Annotated in this window: 23 protein-coding genes and 1 pseudogene; 16 read left to right on the forward strand and 8 right to left on the reverse strand. The window is 61.2% G+C overall.

Translation table 11 applies throughout. From position 1 onward, the window contains the following. Positions 1-18 precede the first annotated feature (18 nt). From D6C00_RS14275 to D6C00_RS14285, 3 genes and pseudogenes are all read left to right on the forward strand, one after another. Positions 19-630: a 2OG-Fe(II) oxygenase gene (locus D6C00_RS14275; protein ID WP_206609622.1), complete on the forward strand. Its 612-nt coding sequence runs from the start codon at positions 19-21 to the stop codon at positions 628-630. Then, complete coding sequence (locus tag D6C00_RS14280) at positions 631-1077, forward strand: GNAT family N-acetyltransferase (protein WP_125182496.1); 447 nt, start codon at positions 631-633, stop codon at positions 1075-1077. Next, a pseudogene (locus D6C00_RS14285) lies at positions 1074-1816 on the forward strand (TSUP family transporter). Before D6C00_RS14280 ends, D6C00_RS14285 begins: the two are co-directional and overlap by 4 nt. A gap of 12 nt (positions 1817-1828) precedes the next feature. On the opposite strand, the gene D6C00_RS14295 reads toward D6C00_RS14285, so the two are convergent. From D6C00_RS14295 to D6C00_RS14305, 3 genes are all read right to left on the reverse strand, one after another. Continuing rightward, a complete protein-coding gene (locus D6C00_RS14295; RefSeq protein ID WP_158675450.1) occupies positions 1829-2743 on the reverse strand; it encodes a GGDEF domain-containing protein in 915 nt (304 codons plus the stop codon). A gap of 179 nt (positions 2744-2922) precedes the next feature. Continuing rightward, positions 2923-3279, reverse strand: a complete 357-nt coding sequence (locus D6C00_RS14300) for a hypothetical protein (protein WP_125182500.1) — start codon at positions 3277-3279, stop codon at positions 2923-2925. Between the two features lie 7 nt (positions 3280-3286). After that, entirely contained in the window at positions 3287-3610 is a 324-nt protein-coding gene (locus D6C00_RS14305) for a hypothetical protein (RefSeq protein WP_125182501.1), read from the reverse strand. 31 nt (positions 3611-3641) lie between these two features. Here D6C00_RS14305 and D6C00_RS14310 point away from each other — a divergent pair, with 31 nt between their 5' ends. Beyond that, positions 3642-4316 (forward strand): Fe2+-dependent dioxygenase, encoded by a 675-nt coding sequence (locus tag D6C00_RS14310; RefSeq protein ID WP_125182502.1) that lies wholly within the window; start codon positions 3642-3644, stop codon positions 4314-4316. A gap of 77 nt (positions 4317-4393) precedes the next feature. Here the strand turns inward: D6C00_RS14310 and D6C00_RS14315 are convergent, their stop codons facing one another. From D6C00_RS14315 to D6C00_RS14335, 5 genes are all read right to left on the reverse strand, one after another. Further along, entirely contained in the window at positions 4394-4597 is a 204-nt protein-coding gene (locus tag D6C00_RS14315) for a hypothetical protein (protein WP_125182503.1), read from the reverse strand. A gap of 172 nt (positions 4598-4769) precedes the next feature. Further along, positions 4770-5114: a TusE/DsrC/DsvC family sulfur relay protein gene (locus D6C00_RS14320; protein WP_125182504.1), complete on the reverse strand. Its 345-nt coding sequence runs from the start codon at positions 5112-5114 to the stop codon at positions 4770-4772. Between the two features lie 383 nt (positions 5115-5497). Then, positions 5498-6187: a type I-MYXAN CRISPR-associated protein Cas6/Cmx6 gene (cas6, locus tag D6C00_RS14325; RefSeq protein ID WP_241546945.1), complete on the reverse strand. Its 690-nt coding sequence runs from the start codon at positions 6185-6187 to the stop codon at positions 5498-5500. Between the two features lie 85 nt (positions 6188-6272). Further along, positions 6273-6467: a sulfur relay protein DsrC gene (locus D6C00_RS14330; protein WP_125182505.1), complete on the reverse strand. Its 195-nt coding sequence runs from the start codon at positions 6465-6467 to the stop codon at positions 6273-6275. 72 nt (positions 6468-6539) lie between these two features. Then, positions 6540-7484: a TauD/TfdA family dioxygenase gene (locus tag D6C00_RS14335; RefSeq protein ID WP_125182506.1), complete on the reverse strand. Its 945-nt coding sequence runs from the start codon at positions 7482-7484 to the stop codon at positions 6540-6542. A 494-nt stretch (positions 7485-7978) separates the two neighbouring features. Here D6C00_RS14335 and dsrA point away from each other — a divergent pair, with 494 nt between their 5' ends. The 12 genes from dsrA to nrfD all read left to right on the forward strand — a co-directional run bounded on the left by dsrA (position 7979) and on the right by nrfD (position 19081). Next, entirely contained in the window at positions 7979-9238 is a 1260-nt protein-coding gene (gene dsrA / locus D6C00_RS14340) for a dissimilatory-type sulfite reductase subunit alpha (protein ID WP_125182507.1), read from the forward strand. A gap of 82 nt (positions 9239-9320) precedes the next feature. After that, on the forward strand, positions 9321-10397 hold the full coding sequence (gene dsrB, locus D6C00_RS14345; protein WP_096366428.1) for a dissimilatory-type sulfite reductase subunit beta: 1077 nt from the start codon (positions 9321-9323) through the stop codon (positions 10395-10397). Between the two features lie 122 nt (positions 10398-10519). Further along, the gene (gene tusD / locus D6C00_RS14350) at positions 10520-10912 is read left to right on the forward strand and encodes a sulfurtransferase complex subunit TusD (protein ID WP_125182508.1); all 393 of its coding nucleotides are present in this window, start codon (positions 10520-10522) and stop codon (positions 10910-10912) included. Positions 10913-10940: 28 nt separating this feature from the next. Continuing rightward, positions 10941-11357, forward strand: a complete 417-nt coding sequence (gene tusC, locus D6C00_RS14355) for a sulfurtransferase complex subunit TusC (protein WP_125182509.1) — start codon at positions 10941-10943, stop codon at positions 11355-11357. A gap of 20 nt (positions 11358-11377) precedes the next feature. Next, positions 11378-11686: a sulfurtransferase complex subunit TusB gene (gene tusB, locus D6C00_RS14360; protein WP_125182510.1), complete on the forward strand. Its 309-nt coding sequence runs from the start codon at positions 11378-11380 to the stop codon at positions 11684-11686. Positions 11687-11734: 48 nt separating this feature from the next. Then, a complete protein-coding gene (locus tag D6C00_RS14365) occupies positions 11735-12067 on the forward strand; it encodes a TusE/DsrC/DsvC family sulfur relay protein (protein ID WP_125182511.1) in 333 nt (110 codons plus the stop codon). Positions 12068-12148: 81 nt separating this feature from the next. Further along, complete coding sequence (locus D6C00_RS14370; protein WP_125182512.1) at positions 12149-12877, forward strand: respiratory nitrate reductase subunit gamma; 729 nt, start codon at positions 12149-12151, stop codon at positions 12875-12877. A 48-nt stretch (positions 12878-12925) separates the two neighbouring features. Beyond that, positions 12926-14452, forward strand: a complete 1527-nt coding sequence (dsrK, locus tag D6C00_RS14375; RefSeq protein WP_125182513.1) for a sulfate reduction electron transfer complex DsrMKJOP subunit DsrK — start codon at positions 12926-12928, stop codon at positions 14450-14452. An 87-nt stretch (positions 14453-14539) separates the two neighbouring features. Then, the gene (locus D6C00_RS14380; protein WP_125182514.1) at positions 14540-16489 is read left to right on the forward strand and encodes an NAD(P)-binding protein; all 1950 of its coding nucleotides are present in this window, start codon (positions 14540-14542) and stop codon (positions 16487-16489) included. A gap of 38 nt (positions 16490-16527) precedes the next feature. Then, positions 16528-17037, forward strand: coding sequence for a hypothetical protein (locus D6C00_RS14385; protein ID WP_125182515.1), 510 nt, complete (start codon positions 16528-16530; stop codon positions 17035-17037). After that, positions 17034-17801, forward strand: a complete 768-nt coding sequence (gene dsrO / locus D6C00_RS14390) for a sulfate reduction electron transfer complex DsrMKJOP subunit DsrO (protein WP_125182516.1) — start codon at positions 17034-17036, stop codon at positions 17799-17801. Before D6C00_RS14385 ends, dsrO begins: the two co-directional genes overlap by 4 nt. Positions 17802-17839: 38 nt before the next feature. Then, positions 17840-19081: an NrfD/PsrC family molybdoenzyme membrane anchor subunit gene (gene nrfD / locus D6C00_RS14395; protein WP_125182517.1), complete on the forward strand. Its 1242-nt coding sequence runs from the start codon at positions 17840-17842 to the stop codon at positions 19079-19081. The last annotated feature ends 55 nt before the right edge of the window (positions 19082-19136 follow it).

A 19136-nucleotide genomic window follows, 5' to 3' on the forward strand; every position in this document is an offset into this window, starting at 1 on the left:
CCCTACCCGGTCTATCCAATGATGTCCCACGACAGCCCGCAGCGCACACCGCTGCGCACCCTCACGGAAATCCAGCCCAATTCCTTCATCTTCGAGCAGCGCGGAGCACTGCCGGATTTCATCTGCCAGGACATCATCCAGCGCTTCGAGGCGCACCAGGACGAGCAGTACAAGGGGCGCATCGGCCAGACGGCGAACGAGGACGCCGGGGTGAAGAAGACCACCGACCTGGTGGTCAGCGGCAAGCCGCACTGGAAGGACGTGGACAACAACCTGTTCCGTTCCCTGGGCATTGCCCTGCGTGAATTCCGCGAGGCCTTCCCCTACTTCAAGGGGCCGTTCAAGGACATGGGCTATGGCATTCAGCGCTATGTGCCAGGCGAGTACTATCACTGGCACATCGATGGCGGCAGCCACGAGTTCAGTCAGCGCCAGCTGGTCGCGCTCTGGTATCTCAACGACGTGCCCGGCCCGGGCGGGGAGACCGAGTTCCTGTTTCAGCAGGTCAAGGTGCGCCCTGAACAGGGTAAGCTGATCCTGTTCCCACCCTTCTGGACCCACGAACACAGAGCAGTGGCGCTGGACCGGGGAGTGAAGTACATCGCCACCACCTGGGTGGTGTTTGCCTGAGTGAAACCCGACTTTCACCTGAGCAGTCCCTGCGACGAGGCCGAGCTGAAGCACTATTTCGACCTGCGTTGGCAGCTACTGCGCGCGCCCTGGGATCAGCCGCGCGGCAGCGAGCGGGATGAGTTCGAAGACGCCGCCTTCCATCTGCAGGTACAGGACCGCAGCGGCAGCCTGATCGGTATCGGACGCCTGCACCGTATCGATGACACGCGGGGCCAGATCCGTTACATGGCCGTGGTCGAGGCCTGGCGCGGTCGCGGTGTCGGCACGGCATTGCTGGAAGCGCTCGAGCAGCAGGCGCGGGACTGGAGTCTGGACGAAATCCGGCTGCATGCACGGCAGGCCGCGGTCGACTTCTATGCGCATCACGGCTATTCAGCGGTCGCGCCCTCGCACACCCTGTTCGGCAGCATCCCGCACTTTCTCATGCGCAAGCCGCTGCCATGACCCCGCTCGAACTGACCCTGCTGGTCCTGCTCGCCTTCGCCGGCAGCTTCATCCAGGCCCTGACCGGCTTCGCCCTGGGACTGATCGTCATGGGCCTGGCCAGTCTGCTGGAGCTGGCCTCCATCCCCTTCCTGGCCGCGGTGGTGAGCATGATCTCGATGGCCAACGGCGCCTGGGTACTGGGTCGGCATCCGCGCGCCATCGACTGGCCGCAGCTGGGCTGGATGACCCTGGGGCTGGCGCCCATGATCGTACTGGGGATGGCGTTGCTGGCCTGGATGAACACGGCGATGCCGGTGCTGTTGCAGCAGCTGCTGGGGGTGGTGATCCTGGCCGCGGCCCTGGTGCTGTTCTTCCCCGCCACCCGCTGCCCCGGCCATCGGGAGCGACCGCGGGGCTTCTCAGCGGCGCCGCCGGCGGCGTGCTGGGCGGCCTGTTCAGCACCGCCGGCCCACCGATCGTGTTTCACATCTACCGCCAGCCCTGGGACATGGCCCGCATCCGCTCCACGCTGCTGGCGATCTTCTTTCTCAGCACCCTGCTGCGCCTGATCGTGCAGATCCTGCGCGGCGAGTTCGAGCCCGCCATGCTGGAAGCTGCCGCCTGGTGCCTGTTCCCGGTGCTGCTGGCCGCCCAGTTCGGGGCACGACTGACCCGGCATGTGCCGATCGTCCAGATGCGCCGCCTGGCCTTCGCCCTGCTGGCGGTATCCGGTCTGGGACTGCTGATACGGGGCTGATGGAGACCCGGGTCATTCACTGACCCGGTTCCGCCCGGCATTCTTGGCGCGATACAGGGCGGCATCAGCGGCATCCAGCAGTCTGTCGCGGTCCTGACCCGGCTCCAGGGCGGCCAGACCGATGGAAGCAGTCACCCCCGGCAACGGATTGCCCTGATAGTCCCGTACCGGATAGTCGCTCACGGCCTGGCGTAACTGTTCGGCGATGCCGCGAGCGGCCTTGAGGCCCACGCCGGGGAAAATGGCCACGAATTCCTCGCCACCGAAGCGGGCAGTGGTGTCCGACACCCGCAATCCCTCCCGCAACGCCTGAGCCACGGACTGCAGGGCGCAGTCGCCGGCCAGATGGCCGTGCCTGTCGTTGTATGACTTGAAGTGATCCACATCGAGCATCAGGATGGAGAGTTCTTCACCACTCATATTACAGCGCTGGATCTGGCGATCGAGCATTTCGCACAACCAGCGCCGGTTGTGCATCCCGGTCAGGGGATCCACCCGGGCATCGTGTTCAAAGACGCGCTGCATCCGCAGGCTTTCCAGGATAACCTCGTTGTCATAACGCAGGCGGCTGGACAGGGTGCGCATCAGGTTGCGCGCCACCACCGGCGCCATGCCGATCAGCTCCCACAGAGTCTGCGATTCGATCACCAGCAGCATACAGTCGGTATCGGCCACGACCCTGGCCGAAGGCTGCCCACCATCGATGACGGACATTTCGCCGACGCACTGTCCTTCCATGAGGTAGGCCAGGGCCTGGCCATCGGCGCCGGGGTTTCTGACCTGGGCGAATCCGGAGATGATGATATAAATCGCATCATTCCGGTGGCTGGGATCCAGCAGGGTCTGACCGGCGAAAACCCGTACAACCTCGCAACGCTCGTTGACCCAGTGCAGGACATTGAGCGGCACCCCCTCGAACAGGGGCATGGTCGAAATCTGATTTATTTTACTTGTAATATCACTGGCATGCATAACTACTATTCCATATGAATCTGATGCCAGTTTGGCAGATTCAGTGGGGCAGTCTGTGGACTGTTGCACAAATTCCGGGGTGGGAAAACGCGGGTAATGAAAAATACCTATACTCGGAGCAGGTTCGTATCAGATCAATCCTGACAGGCACCGTGCTGGCAGGCCAGCGCGCGGATGGCATCCGGCCCCGGATAACCCGGCGCACCGCTCCGGATGAAGGCCTGCCATTCGGCATGGACTGCAGCCATGTCCGGGTCCGTGCCCTGGCAGCCCAGTACCGTGATCACGGCATCGCCGAGCTTCCAGGGGCCCTCGCCCCGGAGTTCACCGCGGACCAGGTGAATGGCCTGCGAGGCCGGGCGGCAGAGGTGCCAGAAGGGCTGGAAATACAGTATCCCGTCGGGATGCGCAAAACGTTCGGCCATCACGTGCCGACTGCCGTCAGGGTAGCGGATCAGCAACGGAGCGGTAACCTGCAGCAGCTCAGCCACGGCTGCCTCAGGCGAGATCGAAATCGTGCTCGGTCATGTCGCCTTCAAGGTTCAGATGCACCGCCCGGATACCGGGCATGCGCTTGAGCAGATAGGCCGACATCATGATACCGAGACTTTCATTGTGGCTCTCCAGCGCCGTGAGCAGCTTGTCGGCGACGATCTGGCAGCGCATGTAGACATCCGGACTGTCCACCCAGGTCCGGCTCATCTGGTAGCCCCGGCTCATGTCCTCGTCCATCCGGGCGAAGAACTCCTCGGCATCATTGAGCAGGTGCTCCGGCACATCGATGGAATAGGTTTGTTCCCCTGCGTGGACATTCAGTATCATGGTCTACCTCTTATAACTGGAGTGCCTGAACATGTTATTGACGCTAGCCGGCGTGCTGTCCACCGACCAGCTGCAGCAGATCCGCACCCTGCTGGCCAATGCCCGGTTCCAGGACGGCCGGCTGTCCGCCGGGCGGGAGGCGCATCGGGTCAAGCAGAACGAGGAGATGGTTCAGGAACAGGAACTATACACCAGGCTGAATAACATTGTGATGGGCTCCCTCGTGCAGCATGCGGTTTATCAACAGGCGGTGCTGCCGCATCGTGTGGCCGCGCCCTTCTATGCCCGCTACACCCCCGGCATGAACTATGGCGATCATGTCGACGATCCGGTGATGGGACCCATGGGCCAGCGCTACCGTTCGGATGTATCCACCACCGTCTTTCTGAGTGCCCCCGAAGACTACGAAGGCGGCGAGCTGGTGATACGTTCCACCTTCGGCGAGCAGCGGATCAAGCTGGCGGCCGGGGATGCGGTCGTCTATCCCTCTTCCAGCACGCATCATGTGGCGCCGGTCACCGCCGGCGAACGCCTGGTAGCGGTGACCTGGGCCCAGAGCCTGGTGCGCGATCCGGGTCGGCGTGAACTGCTCTATTCCCTGGCCCAGGCCCGCGACCTGCTGGTAGAGAAATCACCCGGTGAACGCGAAACCACTCTGGTCAGCAACAGCTACACCAACCTGGTGCGGATGTGGGCGGAGGTCTGACACACGTCTGCTGAGGTCGGGCAGCGGACATAAAAAAAGCCTCACTGCGTGAGGCTTTTTTCCGGCGCGCCGGGAGCTCAGACCTTGGAGCCGACATCCTTGTGCGCCTGATCGACGACCGACATGGCCAGATCACGGTATTCCTGACGGTAACCATCCAGCGCGTGGCCGGACTCGGGGGCAAAATAATCCTTCGGATCGACCCCGTTCTGGTGTTCGTATTCCATGAATTTCTTCTGCATTTCAATCATTTTCTTGATTGCTTCAGCCTTGTCGCTCATCGTACTCGCCTCCGGCTAGTTGGCCATAATCATCGATTTCAGGATGCTGGGCGGGACTATACCGTCCCCAAAGGCCCGTCACTATATCCCAAATGGGCAAGGGGCTCCAGCACCCGGCCTGCCCGGTCGCCGCGCGGGCGACTCTGAACCCTTCAGCTCAATCTGGAGTGGATCAGTACCCGCCCTTGCGGCGGCTCTCCGGCAGCCCGGCGACCTTGCCGCCCTGCTTGGAGGGCATTTTCGGGAACAGGGCGTACATGTCCTTGCTGGTGGGCTTGGTGCCCCACTTCTTGGCCATGTCCTTGAGAATGGTGCGGTCGTTGGGCTGGTTCTGGTTGTTGTTCAAGTACTCGTCGCGCAGATAGTTGATGATGTCCCAGTGCTGGTCGGTCAGCTGACCGATACCGCCCTCGGCGTCGGCGATCACCTGCGCCAGCTCCTCGCTCCAGTCGTGGGGATCGTTGAGATAGCCGTTTTCGTTGGTTTCGATGGTCTTGCCGTTGAGTTCGTAAGCCATGACTCTTCCTCTGGTTCAAAGCCAAAAGGGCCTGTTAACACTACCAAAGCGCCTGCTGTTGGGCCTGAGAAACCGTCAATCCAGGCGCGAGGAGCGAAGTTTGGTCGCCCCAAATGAGCGACGAGCAACGCCGAGTGACGGTTTCTCAGGCCCAACCCTCCGGGACGGGCCGCGTTTTGCGTCCCGCGGCGTTGCCGCTCGCTTATGTAGCCGAGCTACACTGCGCTCACGGCGCCTTGCGGAGACACAAAACGCGGCGCCGGCAGCAGGTGCTTCGGTAGTGTTAACAGGCCCTTATCACAAAGCCGCGGAATATACCCTGAAACGGGCACATTTGTAAATTACCAAACACTGAATTGGCCGCGGCCGGGGCGCCGGGACGGTCAGTTCGTGTCCTTGACCGCCGTAATACCCTTGTGCGGGATGAACAGACCGCAGCCGATCTTGCGGCCCTTCCCGATGCCCTTCTGCTGCAGCAACACGGCCGGCTCGGGCTCCAGATCGGCAATCATCAGGGTGCGCGTATGCAGGGTGCCCTCCGGGGTGCGGAAGGCATGGCTCTTGCCGGCCATCAGCTTGCGCACCGGAATGCCCAGGGCCTTGATTTCAGCCGCGGCCCAGGCCAGGAAGTCCTCCTCGGACAGCCCCGGCTCGGTCCTGACATAGCGGGAAAACAGTGTGGGCAGGGCACTGAGCCGCTTGATGCTGGCCTCGCCCACCTCCAGGGGATAACCGGCGATATCCAGCGTCTGCCCCACCAGGGCCTCGGCGTCTGCCTGACGCTGTTTGGGGATGCGCAGGCTCATGCGGGCCCGCCGGGAGAGATGCAGCAGTTCGTTGGTGACATCCTCGGGCCGGTACCAGCCGTTGCCGGATTCGGCGCCGTGGATGAGATGGATGCCCGCGTCTTCCTCCTCTTCCAGCCAGGGCAGCGCGGCGAGCAGCGCACTGGACAGGGCATGAGCATGGTCCAGCGGCAGCGTACGGGCCGTGATCCGGTAATTGATATCGACGATATCGTCCGGTACCTGAAAGGGTTTATCTTCCTCCCGCTCTTCCTGCCAGAACATCATTTTCTACCACCTGAACAAGGGTTCATGAAAACCAGACAACATTGTGAAACAGCTTTACCCAAAAGACTAACCGGAATTGCACAATCTATTTGTTGTTCGCCTGGGCGAAGGCCGCCTCCAGGCGATCCTCCCAGTCCACCGGGGTATCCTGGAACGGCGGCTTCACATCCATGCGAAAGAACATCTCACCCTGTGCGGCACGTTCCTGGATCTTCTCGCACAGCTGATCGAAGGAATCCATTTCGTGCTCCTGCAACAGGATCTCACTCAACCACAACATCTCTGCCTCCTCTGCCGGGCGGCGATTGCCGACCGCCGGCTGAAATTCGTGTCCGTCAGCGGACCCATGGGCTCAGGCCTCCGGGAATACCTCCCGCAGCGCGGTCCCCGCGACCCGGTCGTAGTAGCGGGCCCGGTACAGCAGGCGGCCGCGGTCCGGATCGGGGTGATCCCGAAATCCTGAGCGGTTATGTAGGGTATTATTGCAGATAATACCCTGCCCGGACACCAGCCGATGGTGATAGACGTACGGATTGTCCCGGCGCCAGAGCTCCTGCAGAAAGGCCGCCGCCGTGCGGGTATCCGGGTCGTCCTTCCAGACGATATTGCGGGTGCGGGCGCTGTAGCGCATGTGCAGCGCGCCTGTGGCCGGATCGAGTGAAAACACCGGGCCGGTGTGCGCCGGCCGGATGACCCGCCCCTGCGACACGTTCGCCGGGATGGTCATGGCGTCGGGCGCCATCAGGGCCCGGATCCAGCCCGGACTGGCATCACGCATCAATATATATGCAAGTTCATGATCCAGGAAGGTGCTCTCCCCGCCTTCAGCTGCCGGCCGTACACAATGCATGACGATGCCCCGGATCTGCCGGTCCGGGGGGTTGTAATAACCATCCGTGTGCCAGCTCAGACGCCGGTCGGTATAGGGGATATATTCGCCTCTGGCGCCGTCGCTGGAGACCTGGAGCGACGTGATGCTGTCGTCATCGGCGCACAGGTTGCCGTCCAGCCGCTCCAGCCCGAACTGCCGGCCCAGGGCGCGGATCGCGTCCTTGCCGGTGATCGCGGGATCGAACTGGTACAGGGCCAGATTGGCCTGCCGCAGCCGTGCCAGCAGGGCCGCGTGCTCATCCGCAGTGAGCTGCCGGGGATCGGCCACGGACACGATCAGGTCGGCGACCGTTGCCGGCCGTCGTGTCAGCTTCCACTCCCGCCAGGCGGCATAGGCGCTCGGCTCGTCCAGGTCGAAGGGATTGCCGTACACTGCCGGGGTCTGGGACGATACGGATGTACCCATGATGAATGCGTCTCTCGCGTCGGGGACAGACTGTTGCAGGGTGGCGCCGGGAAGGATGATAACCGACACACCCCTGTGTCAGACAGGTGCGGTCGGACCCTGCCGACCACCTCTTTCCTGGCCATTTTTGTAAGTATATAATTAAACGTTAATTATTTAAAATTCCCGGATGCAGGGCATGACATTTCACTGTCAGGGGCCGCATGGCCGGCCATTGCACACCTACTCCATTTGGGATAGTCTACTGCGGCCCGAACACCCCATGGGTAGGGTATTCACTTCGCGCTCAGATACATAGACTTCCCAGCACGGAAAATCGGAGTGCTCGGAGAAGGGTATCAGCACGCACGATTTACACCCGGTCCGCACGGTGCGGACCGCGGTCGACGTGGTACTCAAATAGAATTTAGATGTTGTAGTGGAGCGGGTGCCGGCGGTGTTGTTCCAGGTGCCCGAAATGCACAACCAGCCATTCCAAACTTAAGGAGATCGACATGGCCGATAAGCACCATGAAACTCCGATGCTTGACGAACTGGAAAACGGCCCGTGGCCGAGCTTCATTTCCGGCATCAAGCGTCTGCGCGACACCCATGACAGCGACCGTATTCGCGGCATGGCCAACTCACTGCTTGGCCAGCTCGAACACTCCTACGAAACCCGCAAGGGTTACTGGAAAGGCGGCACGGTTTCCGTGTTCGGTTACGGCGGCGGCATCATCCCGCGTTTCTCCGAAGTCGGTCACGCCTTCCAGGAGTCCAAGGAATTCCATACCCTGCGCGTCCAGCCGCCCGCAGGCAACATGTACACCACCGACATGCTGCGCCAGCTGGCCGACAGCTGGGAGAAGCACGGCTCCGGCCTGGTGACCTTCCACGGTCAGACCGGCAACATCATGTTCATCGGCACCAACACCGAGGGTACCCAGCACTTCTTTGACGAGATCAATGATTACGGCTGGGACCTCGGCGGCGCCGGTCCCTGCGTGCGTACCGGCATGTCCTGCGTCGGTGCAGCCCGCTGTGAAATGTCCTGCGCCAACGAGCAGGTCATCCACCGCAAGCTGCTGAACAACTTCACCGACGACGTGCACCGTCCGGCCCTGCCGTACAAGTTCAAGTTCAAGGTCTCCGGCTGCCCGAACGACTGCCAGAACGCCATCGAGCGTTCCGACTTCGCCATCATCGGCACCTGGCGCGACGAGATGCAGATCGATCAGGGCGAGGTCAAGAACTTCATCGAGGCCAAGGGCCGTCAGTACATCATCGACAACGTCATCTCCCGCTGCCCGACCAACTGCATCAGCCTGAACGATGACGACACCATCACCGTCGACGACCACAACTGCGTGCGTTGCATGCATTGTCTGAACGTCATGCCGAAGGCTCTGCACCCCGGTAATGACAAGGGTGTCACCATCCTGATCGGCGGCAAGCGCACCCTGAAGATCGGCGACCTGATGGGTACCGTGGTGGTGCCGTTTATGAAGCTGGAAACCGAGGAAGACTACGAGCGCATCACCGAGATGGGCGAGGAAATCATCGATTTCTGGGCCGAGAACGGTCTCGAGCACGAGCGCTGCGGCGAGATGATCGAGCGCATCGGCCTGGTCAACTTCCTGGAAGGCATCGGCATCGACCCCGACCCGAACATGGTTGCCAGCCCGCGCCAGTCTTCCTACGTCCGTATGGACGGCTGGGATGAGGAAGCCGAGAAGTGGTTCCAGCGTATGCAGGAACAGAAGGCTGCCAGCTGACCGGCATTTTCGGTAATTGAGTTCCGGGGGGACATCCCCCCGGATCAACAATCAAGTTGTTCAAATAGTTCAGGAGAAGTCCATGGCACTTGAAGACATGCGCCAGCCGATCGAATCCGGCTGCCCTGACGGCTTCCAGTACACCCATCCGGTCATGATGAAGAACTATGGCCAGTGGAAATGGCACGATCATCCGCGTCCGGGTGTTCTGCGCCACGTCGCCTACAGCGGCGACACCATCTGGACCGTCAAGGCCGGCACCCAGCGTATCCTCGACGTTTTCACCCTGCGCAAGCTGTGTGACATCGGCGATCAGTACGCGGACGGCTATGTCCGTTTCACCCTGCGTTCCAACATCGAGTACATGGTCACCGATGAAGCCAAGGTCGAGCCGCTGATCAAGGCACTCGAAGACGCCGGTTTCATCGTCGGCGGCACCGCAAACTCCGTTTCCATGATCTCGCACACCCAGGGTTGGCTGCACTGCGACATCCCCGGCACCGACGCCTCCGGCGTGGTGAAGGCGATGATGGACGAACTCATCGACGAGTTCCGCAACTGCAACATGCCCAACCGTGTGCACCTGACCACTTCCTGCTGCCAGATCAACTGCGGCGGTCAGGGCGACATCGCCATCAACGTACAGCACACCAAGCCGCCGAAGATCAATCACGACCTGGTCTCCAACGTCTGCGAGCGTCCTTCCGTGGTTGCACGCTGCCCGGTGGCCGCCATTCGTCCGGCCATGGTCAACGGCAAGCCCTCGCTGGAAGTGGACGAGAAGAAGTGTATCTGCTGCGGCGCCTGCTATCCGCCCTGCCCCCCGATGCAGATCAACGATGCCGAACACACCAAGCTCGCGATCTGGGTGGGCGGCAACCACTCCAACGCCCGTGGCAAGCCGACCTTCCAGAAGCTGGTCGCAGCCGGCATCCCCAACAACCCGCCGCGCTGGCCGGAGGCAACCGCCATCGTCAAGCGCATCCTGAACGCCTACAAGGAAGGCGCCAAGGACTGGGAGCGCATCAACGACTGGATCGAGCGCATCGGCTGGCCCCGCTTCTTCGAGGTCACCGGCCTGCCCTTTACCAAGTACCACATCGACAACTGGAGAGGTGCACGCAACAGCCTGAACGCCTCCACCCATATCCGCTTCTGAACGCGGCCGGGTAGACAGGCTGTCCCAGTTGGTCAGGGTGCGGTTAGTGCACGGCGCTAACCGCACCACTTTAATCAACTGACCGAATTGGATGTGCAACGAGAACCGAAGGACAGAAGTAGATGAAACTTGCGGTAATGGTAAACGAAGGCCCCTATCAACATCAGAGCGCGGACAGCGCGCTGCAGTTCACCAAGGCGGCGCTGGAGAAGGGGCATGAGGTGTTTCGTGTGTTCTTCTACCACGACGGTGTGAACAACGGCACGCGGTTCGGTGTACCGCCCCAGGACGATCGCAACATCACCGTTCAGTGGTCCGAACTGGCCGAGCAACACAACATCGATCTGGTCGTATGTGTGGCAGCAGCCCAGCGCCGCGGCCTGCTTGACGAGAACGAAGCCAAGCGCCACGGCAAGGACGGCAATAATATCGCCAACGGCTTCCGGATTTCGGGCCTGGGTCAGTTGATCGAAGCTGGCATCCAGAGCGACCGGCTCGTCGTATTCGGCGATTGAGAGTTACTGACTAGAAGGTTTCAGAAATATGGAAAACGAGGGCGGTATCAAGAAGTTCATGTATGTGAACCGTAAGGCACCTTACGGGACCATTTACGCACTCGAATCCCTGGAGGTGGTCCTGATCGGCGCAGCCTTCGATCAGGATGTCAGCCTGGCATTCCTGGACGACGGCGTCTACCAGCTGGCAAAGGGCCAGGACACCAAGGGCATCGGCATGAAGAATTTCTCGCCGATCTACAAGGTCCTCGGGGATTACGACATCAACAAGCTGTATGTCGAAAAGGAATCACTCGAAGCCCGCGGTCTCACCCTCGATGACCTGCAGGAAATCATGTACGAGGACGAGGATGACGACTGGGAGGAAAAGCCCTCCATCCGTGTGGTCAGCGCCGCCGAGCTGCGCGACCTGATGGATGAACAGGACATCGTTCTCAGCTTCTAGGAACCAAGGGAGATTCAGTGATGGCAATGCTGCATACAGTCAACAAATCACCTTTCGAGAATCGCTCCCTGGATTCATGCCTCGGACGCATCAAGGACGGCGCTGCCGTGCTGCTGTTCGAGGACGCGGTCTACGGCGCGATGAAAGGTACCGCCGTTGCAGGCAAGGTCCAGTCCGCGATGGAGAAGAGCAAAGTCTACGTGTTAGGCCCTGACCTCAGGGCACGTGGTATGAGCGAGGATCAGGTCCTGGACGGTATCAATGTCGTCGACTACGGCGGATTCGTCGACCTGGTCACTGAGCACGACAGTGTTCAGGCCTGGCTCTGACATTTTTGGTTATTTCATTTCTGCTCCAACAGCACGAGGAGATCGATCATGGCAATCGAAGTAAACGGCAAGACCTACGAGACTGACGAAGAGGGTTACCTGGCCAACCTGAACGACTGGGAGCCCGAAGTGGCAACCGCCATGGCCAAGGAAGACGGCACCGAGCTGAGCGAGAGCCACTGGGAAGTAATCAACTTCCTGCGCGAGTACTACGAAGAGTATCAGATCGCTCCTGCCGTGCGCGTCCTGACCAAGGCCATCGGCAAGAAGCTGGGCAAGGACAAGGGCAACAGCAAGTACCTGTACGAGCTGTTCCCCTACGGTCCGGCCAAGCAGGCGTGCAAGTACGCCGGCCTGCCCAAGCCGACCGGCTGCGTCTGATCACGACAACTCCGTGATTGCCGGGGGAGGTATCCCCTCCCCCAATCATTACTACAGAATTGCAACAGTGAGGAGACGACGGTGTCGTTTGTGAGTATCGCTTACACCGCGCTGTTTTATGCCGCAGCGATAGTATTTCTGGTTGGGGTCGGTGCGCGGATCTACCGCTATGCCAGGACACCGGCACCGCTGAAGATCCCGACCACGCCGGCACCGACGACCACGGGCGGCGTCGTTCTGCGCATGTTCCGCGAAGTCGTCTTCTTCCAGAGCCTGTTCCGCTCCAACAAGTGGATCTGGTTGTTCGGCTGGATTTTTCACTTCTCACTGTTACTGGTGCTTCTGCGCCACATCCGTTATTTCCAGGATCAGATCTGGCTGTGGGTGAGCCTGATCCAGCCTTTCGGCAAGTACGCCGCCTTCGGCATGGTCATCGGCCTGCTGGGTCTGTGGGCGCGGCGTGTCCTGGTCGATCGCGTGCGCTACATCAGCGCTCCGTCCGATCATCTGATGCTGGCGCTGCTGCTCGGCATCGGCCTCAGCGGCATGATGATGACCTTCGTCTCACATACCGATATCGTGTCCGTCAAGGCGTTCTTCCTGGGCATGATCCGCTTTTCGCCGCAGGAACTGCCGACTGACCCGGCCCTGCTGATCCACCTTTTCCTGGTAGCACTGCTGTTGATCGTGTTCCCTATCAGCAAACTGCTGCACGCACCCGGTGTGTTCTTCAGCCCGACCCGGAACCAGGTCGACAACCCGCGTGAAAAGCGGCATCTGGCACCGTGGGCTGCCGAGCTGGAAAAATAATCGCAGAGTTTTGTGACACCTTTGCGGCAGTAGACTTAGGAGCGAACTGTGGCTGACTTTGACGTCCCGAAATTTAGAGAGATTCCCATCATCCCGAAGCTCGAGGAAGGGACGATGGAGCACAGCAAGCCGTACGTCGCCAAGGCCGATTTCCAGCAGCCTCTGGGCTACCCCGGCGAGCTGGTCGACAACTGGAAGGAAGTCGCCATCGACAAGATGGGCGAACTGCTGGGCAAGTACCGCTCGTTCCAGGTGTTCCTCGATGCCTGCGTCAAGTGCGGCGCCTGCACCGACAAGTGCCACTATTATCTCGGTACCACCGACCCCAAGAACATGCCGGTGGGACGCCAGGACCTGCTGCGCAAGGTCTACCGTCGCTACTTCACCTTTGCCGGCAAGTATTTCCCCAAGCTGGTCGGTGCCGAGGACCTGAGCGAGGAAGTGCTGGACGACTGGTACAGCTACTTCCATCAATGCTCCCAGTGCCGGCGCTGCTCCGTGTTCTGCCCCTACGGGATCGACACCGCCGAGATCTCCATGGCCGCGCGCGAAATCATGGACGCCGTCGGCAAGGGTCAGAAATACTGCAACGAGATCATCGGCAAGGTGTTCAAGGTCGGCAACAATCTCGGCCTGCCCCAGCCCGCGCTGGAAAATACGCTGGAGGGGATCGAGGAGGACGTCGAGGACGATACCGGCGTCAAGGTACGCTACCCGCTGGACGAGAAAGGCGCCGAGGTACTGCTGGTCACCCCGTCGGCCGATTTCTTCGCCGAGCCCCACGTGGACGGCCTGATCGGCTACGGCAAGGTTTTCCATGAGGCCGGCATCAGCTGGACCCTGAGCTCTCATGCTTCGGAAGCGGCCAACTTCGGCATGTTCATCGGCTCCTACGAGAACATGCGCCGGGTGTCCATGCGCATCCGCGAGGCGGCGCTGGATCTCGGCGTGAAGCGCATCATCTTCGGCGAGTGCGGGCATGCCTGGCGTGTGGCCTACAGCTTCCTGAACACCCTGGCCGGTCCTTTCGACTTCCTGGACCCGAACTACCCTGTCCCGCAGCACATCTGCGAGTTCACGCATGATCTGATCAAGCAGGGCAAGCTGAACCTGGACAAGTCGCGCAACGACGACATGAGCCTGACCTACCACGATTCCTGCAACGTGTCCCGTGCCTCACGCATGGGCGATACGCCCGGGGGTCAGTTCAGCATCCCGCGCGATATCATCCGGGCCAGCTGCAACAACTTCTACGACATGTCGGCCGACACCATTTACGACAGCACTTACTGCTGCGGTGGCGGCGGCGGTCTGCTGACGGACGATTTGATGGAGCTGCGCGTCAAGGGCGCGCTGCCCCGCATGGAAGCGCTCAAGAAAGTTGTGGATGAACACGGCGTCACGCACATGGCCGCGATCTGCGCCATCTGCAAGAGCCAGTTCGCCAAGGTAATGCCGTACTACGGCTTCACTCTCGATCAGATCGTCAGCGTCCATCAGCTGGTCAGCAACGCGCTTATCCTGACCGGCCAGAAATCGGACGACGACGATGATGACGCGAGTGACGAGGATTGATTTGCTTGCAGTAATTCGGACGTACAATTTTTAATCTCTAGATACGAATACCGGCATACCGGGTTCACCTAGATCAGGAGAACAGGCATGGCAACTTCCCAAGACGACATGAAACTCACTTTCCGCAAGTTCGAGGACGGCGAACACACCTGGAGCAGCATGCACGACAAGATTTTCGTCGCCGACGAATCTCACAAGTGCCCTGTATACGTTCACCGTACGCCGCCCTGCCAGGGAAGCTGTCCGTCGGGTGAGGACATCCGCGGCTGGCTGCAGATCGTGCGCGGCATCGAGAAGCCGCCCCAGGACGTCAGCATGCATGAATACGCCTTCCAGCGTCTGACCGAATCCAACCCCTTCCCCGCCATGATGGGACGCGTCTGCCCGGCCCCGTGCCAGGACGGCTGTAACCGCAACGAGGTCGAGGATTTCGTCGGCATCAACGCCGTCGAGCAGTTCATTGGCGACAGCGCGGTCACGAACGACTTCAAATACGAAGCACCGGCACTCAAGACCGAGAAGAAGGTCGCCATCATCGGCGGCGGCCCGGCCGGCATGGCCGCTGCCTATCATCTGCGTCGCCGCGGCATCGCCAGCTGCATCTTCGATGACCACGACAAACTCGGCGGCATGATGGAATACGGCATCCCCGGTTACCGTATCCCACGTACCCATCTGACCCATGAGATCAACCGTATCGTGGAGATGGGCGACATCGAGGTGCGTACCAACACCCGCGTCGGCAAGGACGTGACGGTCGATGCACTGGAGAAGGAATTCGACGCCATTGTCTGGGCCATCGGCTGCAAGACCGGCCGCGGTCTGCCCGTCGAGGGCTGGGAAGGCACCCCGAACTGCGTCTCCGGCGTGGCTTTCCTGGAGGCCTACAACAAGGGCGACCTGCAGGTCACCGCCGACAAGGTGGTCTGCGTCGGCGGCGGCGACACCTCCATCGACGTGGTCTCCGTAGCCCGTCGCCTGGGCAAGATCTCCACCATCAATGAGAAAGAGCGTCCCGAGGAGGTCATCCACGGCTACACCGCCCACGATGCCGCCATGACCGCTGCCCGTGAAGGTGCCGAGGTCACCCTGACCGCACTGTTCCCGAAGGAAGAGATGACGGCCACCGAACACGAGGTGCGCGACGCCCTGGCAGAAGGCGTGACCATTCTCAATGAAGTCATGCCCGTCGCCCTGGTCAAGGACGACAACGGCCGCGCCACCGCCCTGCGCATGGCCAAGTGCGAGATCAAGGACGGCCGCCCGACTCCGGCCGAAGGCACTGAGTTCGACATCGAAGCCGACCTGATCGTGGCCGCCATCGGCCAGGGCGGTGACCTGGCCGGCCTGGAAGATTTCGACAATGGTCGCGGTCTGATGGATTCGGACCAGTACTATCAGGTACCGAACCGTCCGGGCCATTTCGTGGCCGGCGACATCATCCGTCCGCACCTGCTGACCACGGCCATCGGCCAGGCCTCCATCGCCGCCGAGAGCATCGAGCACTATCTGAACAACGAGTCTCAGGTCAAGCGGCCCAAGGTCGACAAGCACCACTTCGATCTGCTGGCCAAGCTCAACGAGGCCAACCTGTCACCGATCGAGTTCCAGCCCCAGGGCGACATGCGCGGCACCTCCGAGGCCAAGTATGCGGTGCATAACTACGAGGACCGCGCCAGCCAGGAGATCATCCCGCACACCGAGCTGTTCCTGGGTCACTTCTCCTACACGCCGCGGGTCAAGCGCAAGGAGCACGGCCCGGGTGCCGAGGAAGTGCTGGGGCATTTCGAGGAGCGTTACGACTGCTACACGGATGATGAAGCCGTGTCCGAGGCCGGCCGCTGCATGAGCTGTGGCATGTGTTTCGAGTGCGACAACTGCGTCATCTACTGCCCGCAGGATGCGGTCTATCGTGTCAACAAGGCCGAGTCGACCACCGGGCGTTATGTCGCGACCGATTACACGCGCTGCATCGGCTGTCATATCTGTGCGGATGTCTGCCCCACCGGCTACATCGACATGGCCATGGGTGAATAAAACGACATCCCCGCACAGCAGCAGCATTAGGAGTGGACATGACGCGGTTGTTTAAACCCCTGCAGTCACTGGTTCTGGCAGTCGGGATGGCCTTTCTGGCCATCCCGCTGCTTGCCGGCGCCGAGGTTCCCCGGCCGGACATCCCGCAGGCCAATGCCCGCTACAGCGAGGCCCAGGGATGTGTCGAACCGACGGAGGAGATGCGCAAGAATCACATGGAGTACATCCTCCATCAGCGTGACGAGACCATGCGCCAGGGCGTGCGCACCAAGCAGTACAGCCTGGAGGAATGCATCAACTGCCATGTTCCCAAGCCCGAATCCGGCAAAATCGTGCGCAGCGACAGCAAGGAACATTTCTGCAGCAGCTGCCACAGCTATGCGGCGGTGAAGATCGACTGCTTTTCCTGCCATCGCGACACGCCAATGCCGGATGCCGAGCCCGGCATGCACCGGCTTGGCGGCGGCAAGGGCCATCACTTCACCGAAACCGAAACCGAGCTGACTGCCGACGTACTGCGGGCAGCCACGGAGGAAGGACTGCAATGAGCGAGCACGTAGACACCTCACGCCGCCGCTTCATTGGCGGGACGGCAGGTGCCGCTGCCGGCATGAGCATCGCGCCCGGCGTGTTTCTCAACCAGGTCGCACAGGCCAAGCCCGCCGATCAGCCTGTCACCAGCGAGAATCGCTGGGGCATGCTGATCGACACCAACAAGTGCGGCGACGGCTGCGATGCCTGCGTGCGCGGCTGCATGGAAGAGAATGGCTGGGGTGACATCAACGACAGCGAACCCCACTCCGCACCCGAGCAGAAGGCACAATGGATCCGCATCGTCGAACTGCGTGACACCCGCACCGGCTATGCCCACCAGTTGCCCTTGATGTGCCAGCACTGCAAGCATCCGCCCTGTGTGGACGTCTGCCCTACCGGCGCCTCCATGAAGCGTGCCGATGGCATCGTGCTGGTCGACAAGCACATCTGCATCGGCTGCCGTTACTGCATGATGGCCTGCCCCTACAAGGCCCGCTCCTTCATCCACGAGGATCTGCAGGATCAGCTGGTCGTCGCCCCGCGCGGCAAGGGTACGGTCGAGAGCTGCACCCTGTGCGTGCACCGGGTCGACAGGGATGGCGCCGATGCCGTCCCTGCCTGTGCCGAAGCCTGTGCAGCGGAAGGCCATGACGCCTTCGTGTTCGGCGATCTGAACGATCCGAACAGCGAGATTTCGCGCCAGCTGGCCCTGCATGGCGGCACCGAGATCCGCGCCGACCTGGGTCTCGACCTGGGTGTTCGTTACCGCGGCATCTGATCAACTCCACAGACGCACAAGCATAAGAGCCAGGATCCATGAAGAAGACAATCCATTTCAGAGAAGTGACGAACAATGGAACGGGCTACTGGGGCCTGATCGGCATCCTCGGCCTTATCGTGGCCATCGGCCTTGGTGCCACTTACTACATGGAACATCACGGCCATTATGTCACCGGCATGAACAATCAGATCGTGTGGGGTATCCCGCACGTCTTCGCGGTGTTTCTCATCGTTGCCGCGTCCGGTGCACTCAATGTCGCCTCCATCGGCTCCGTTTTCGGCAAGGCACCCTACAAACCGCTGGCGCCTCTGTCCGGCCTGCTCGCTGTTACCCTTCTGATCGGCGGTCTGGCCATCCTGGTACTCGATCTCGGTCGTCCCGACCGTCTGATCGTGGCCATGACCTACTACAACTTCAAGTCGATCTTCGCCTGGAACATCATTCTCTACAACGGCTTTATCGCCATTGTCGCCGTGTATCTGTGGATGCTGATGGATCCGTCCAAGAAACAGTATTCCTCCACGGTCGGTTTTTTCGCCTTCCTCTGGCGCCTGATCCTGACCACCGGCACCGGCTCCATCTTCGGCTTCATCGTCGCCCGCCAGGCCTACGATGCCGCCATCATGGCGCCGCTGTTCGTGGTGATGTCCTTCTCCTTCGGGCTGGCCATCTACCTGCTGGTGCTCATGGCCGGCATGAAATGGACCGGCCGGCCGCTGGGTGACGCCCTCCTGCGCCGCCTGAAGAACCTGCTGGGCGTATTCGTCGGCGGCGTGCTCTATTTCGTGCTGGCCTATCACCTGACCAACCTCTACGCTACCGAGCATCACGGCTACGAGCATTTCCTCCTGCTCGGCGGCGGCATCTACACCCAGCTGTTCTGGATCGGGCAGATTCTGATCGGCAGCCTGATCCCGCTGGCCATGCTGTATCACCCCGGTCTGGGCAGGTCGCGCACCGCTATCGGCTGGGCCTGTGCGCTGGTCATCCTCGGCGGGCTGACGCAGATGTACACCATCATCATTGGCGGCCAGGCCTACCCGCTGGTTCTGTTCCCCGGCATGGAGGTCAGCAGCAGTTTCTACGACGGCGTGGTCGCCGAGTACAGCCCCGCGCTGCCCGAGTTCCTGCTGGGCATCGGCGGCTTCGGCATCGCCCTGATCGCCGTGGCGCTGGCGGTGAAGGTTCTGCCCTTCATGCCGCAGACGCTGGAAGACGCCGTCGCCGATCCACACCATGGCGGCGCAACCGACGCCGCGGCCGGCAAAGCGGCCTGATCACCAGGCCACGTCAATGCTGACAGAACGCGCACAGTCACCGGCTGTGCGCGTT

The organism is Thiohalobacter thiocyanaticus, assembly GCF_003932505.1.
Classification (GTDB): Bacteria; Pseudomonadota; Gammaproteobacteria; order Thiohalobacterales; family Thiohalobacteraceae; genus Thiohalobacter; species Thiohalobacter thiocyanaticus.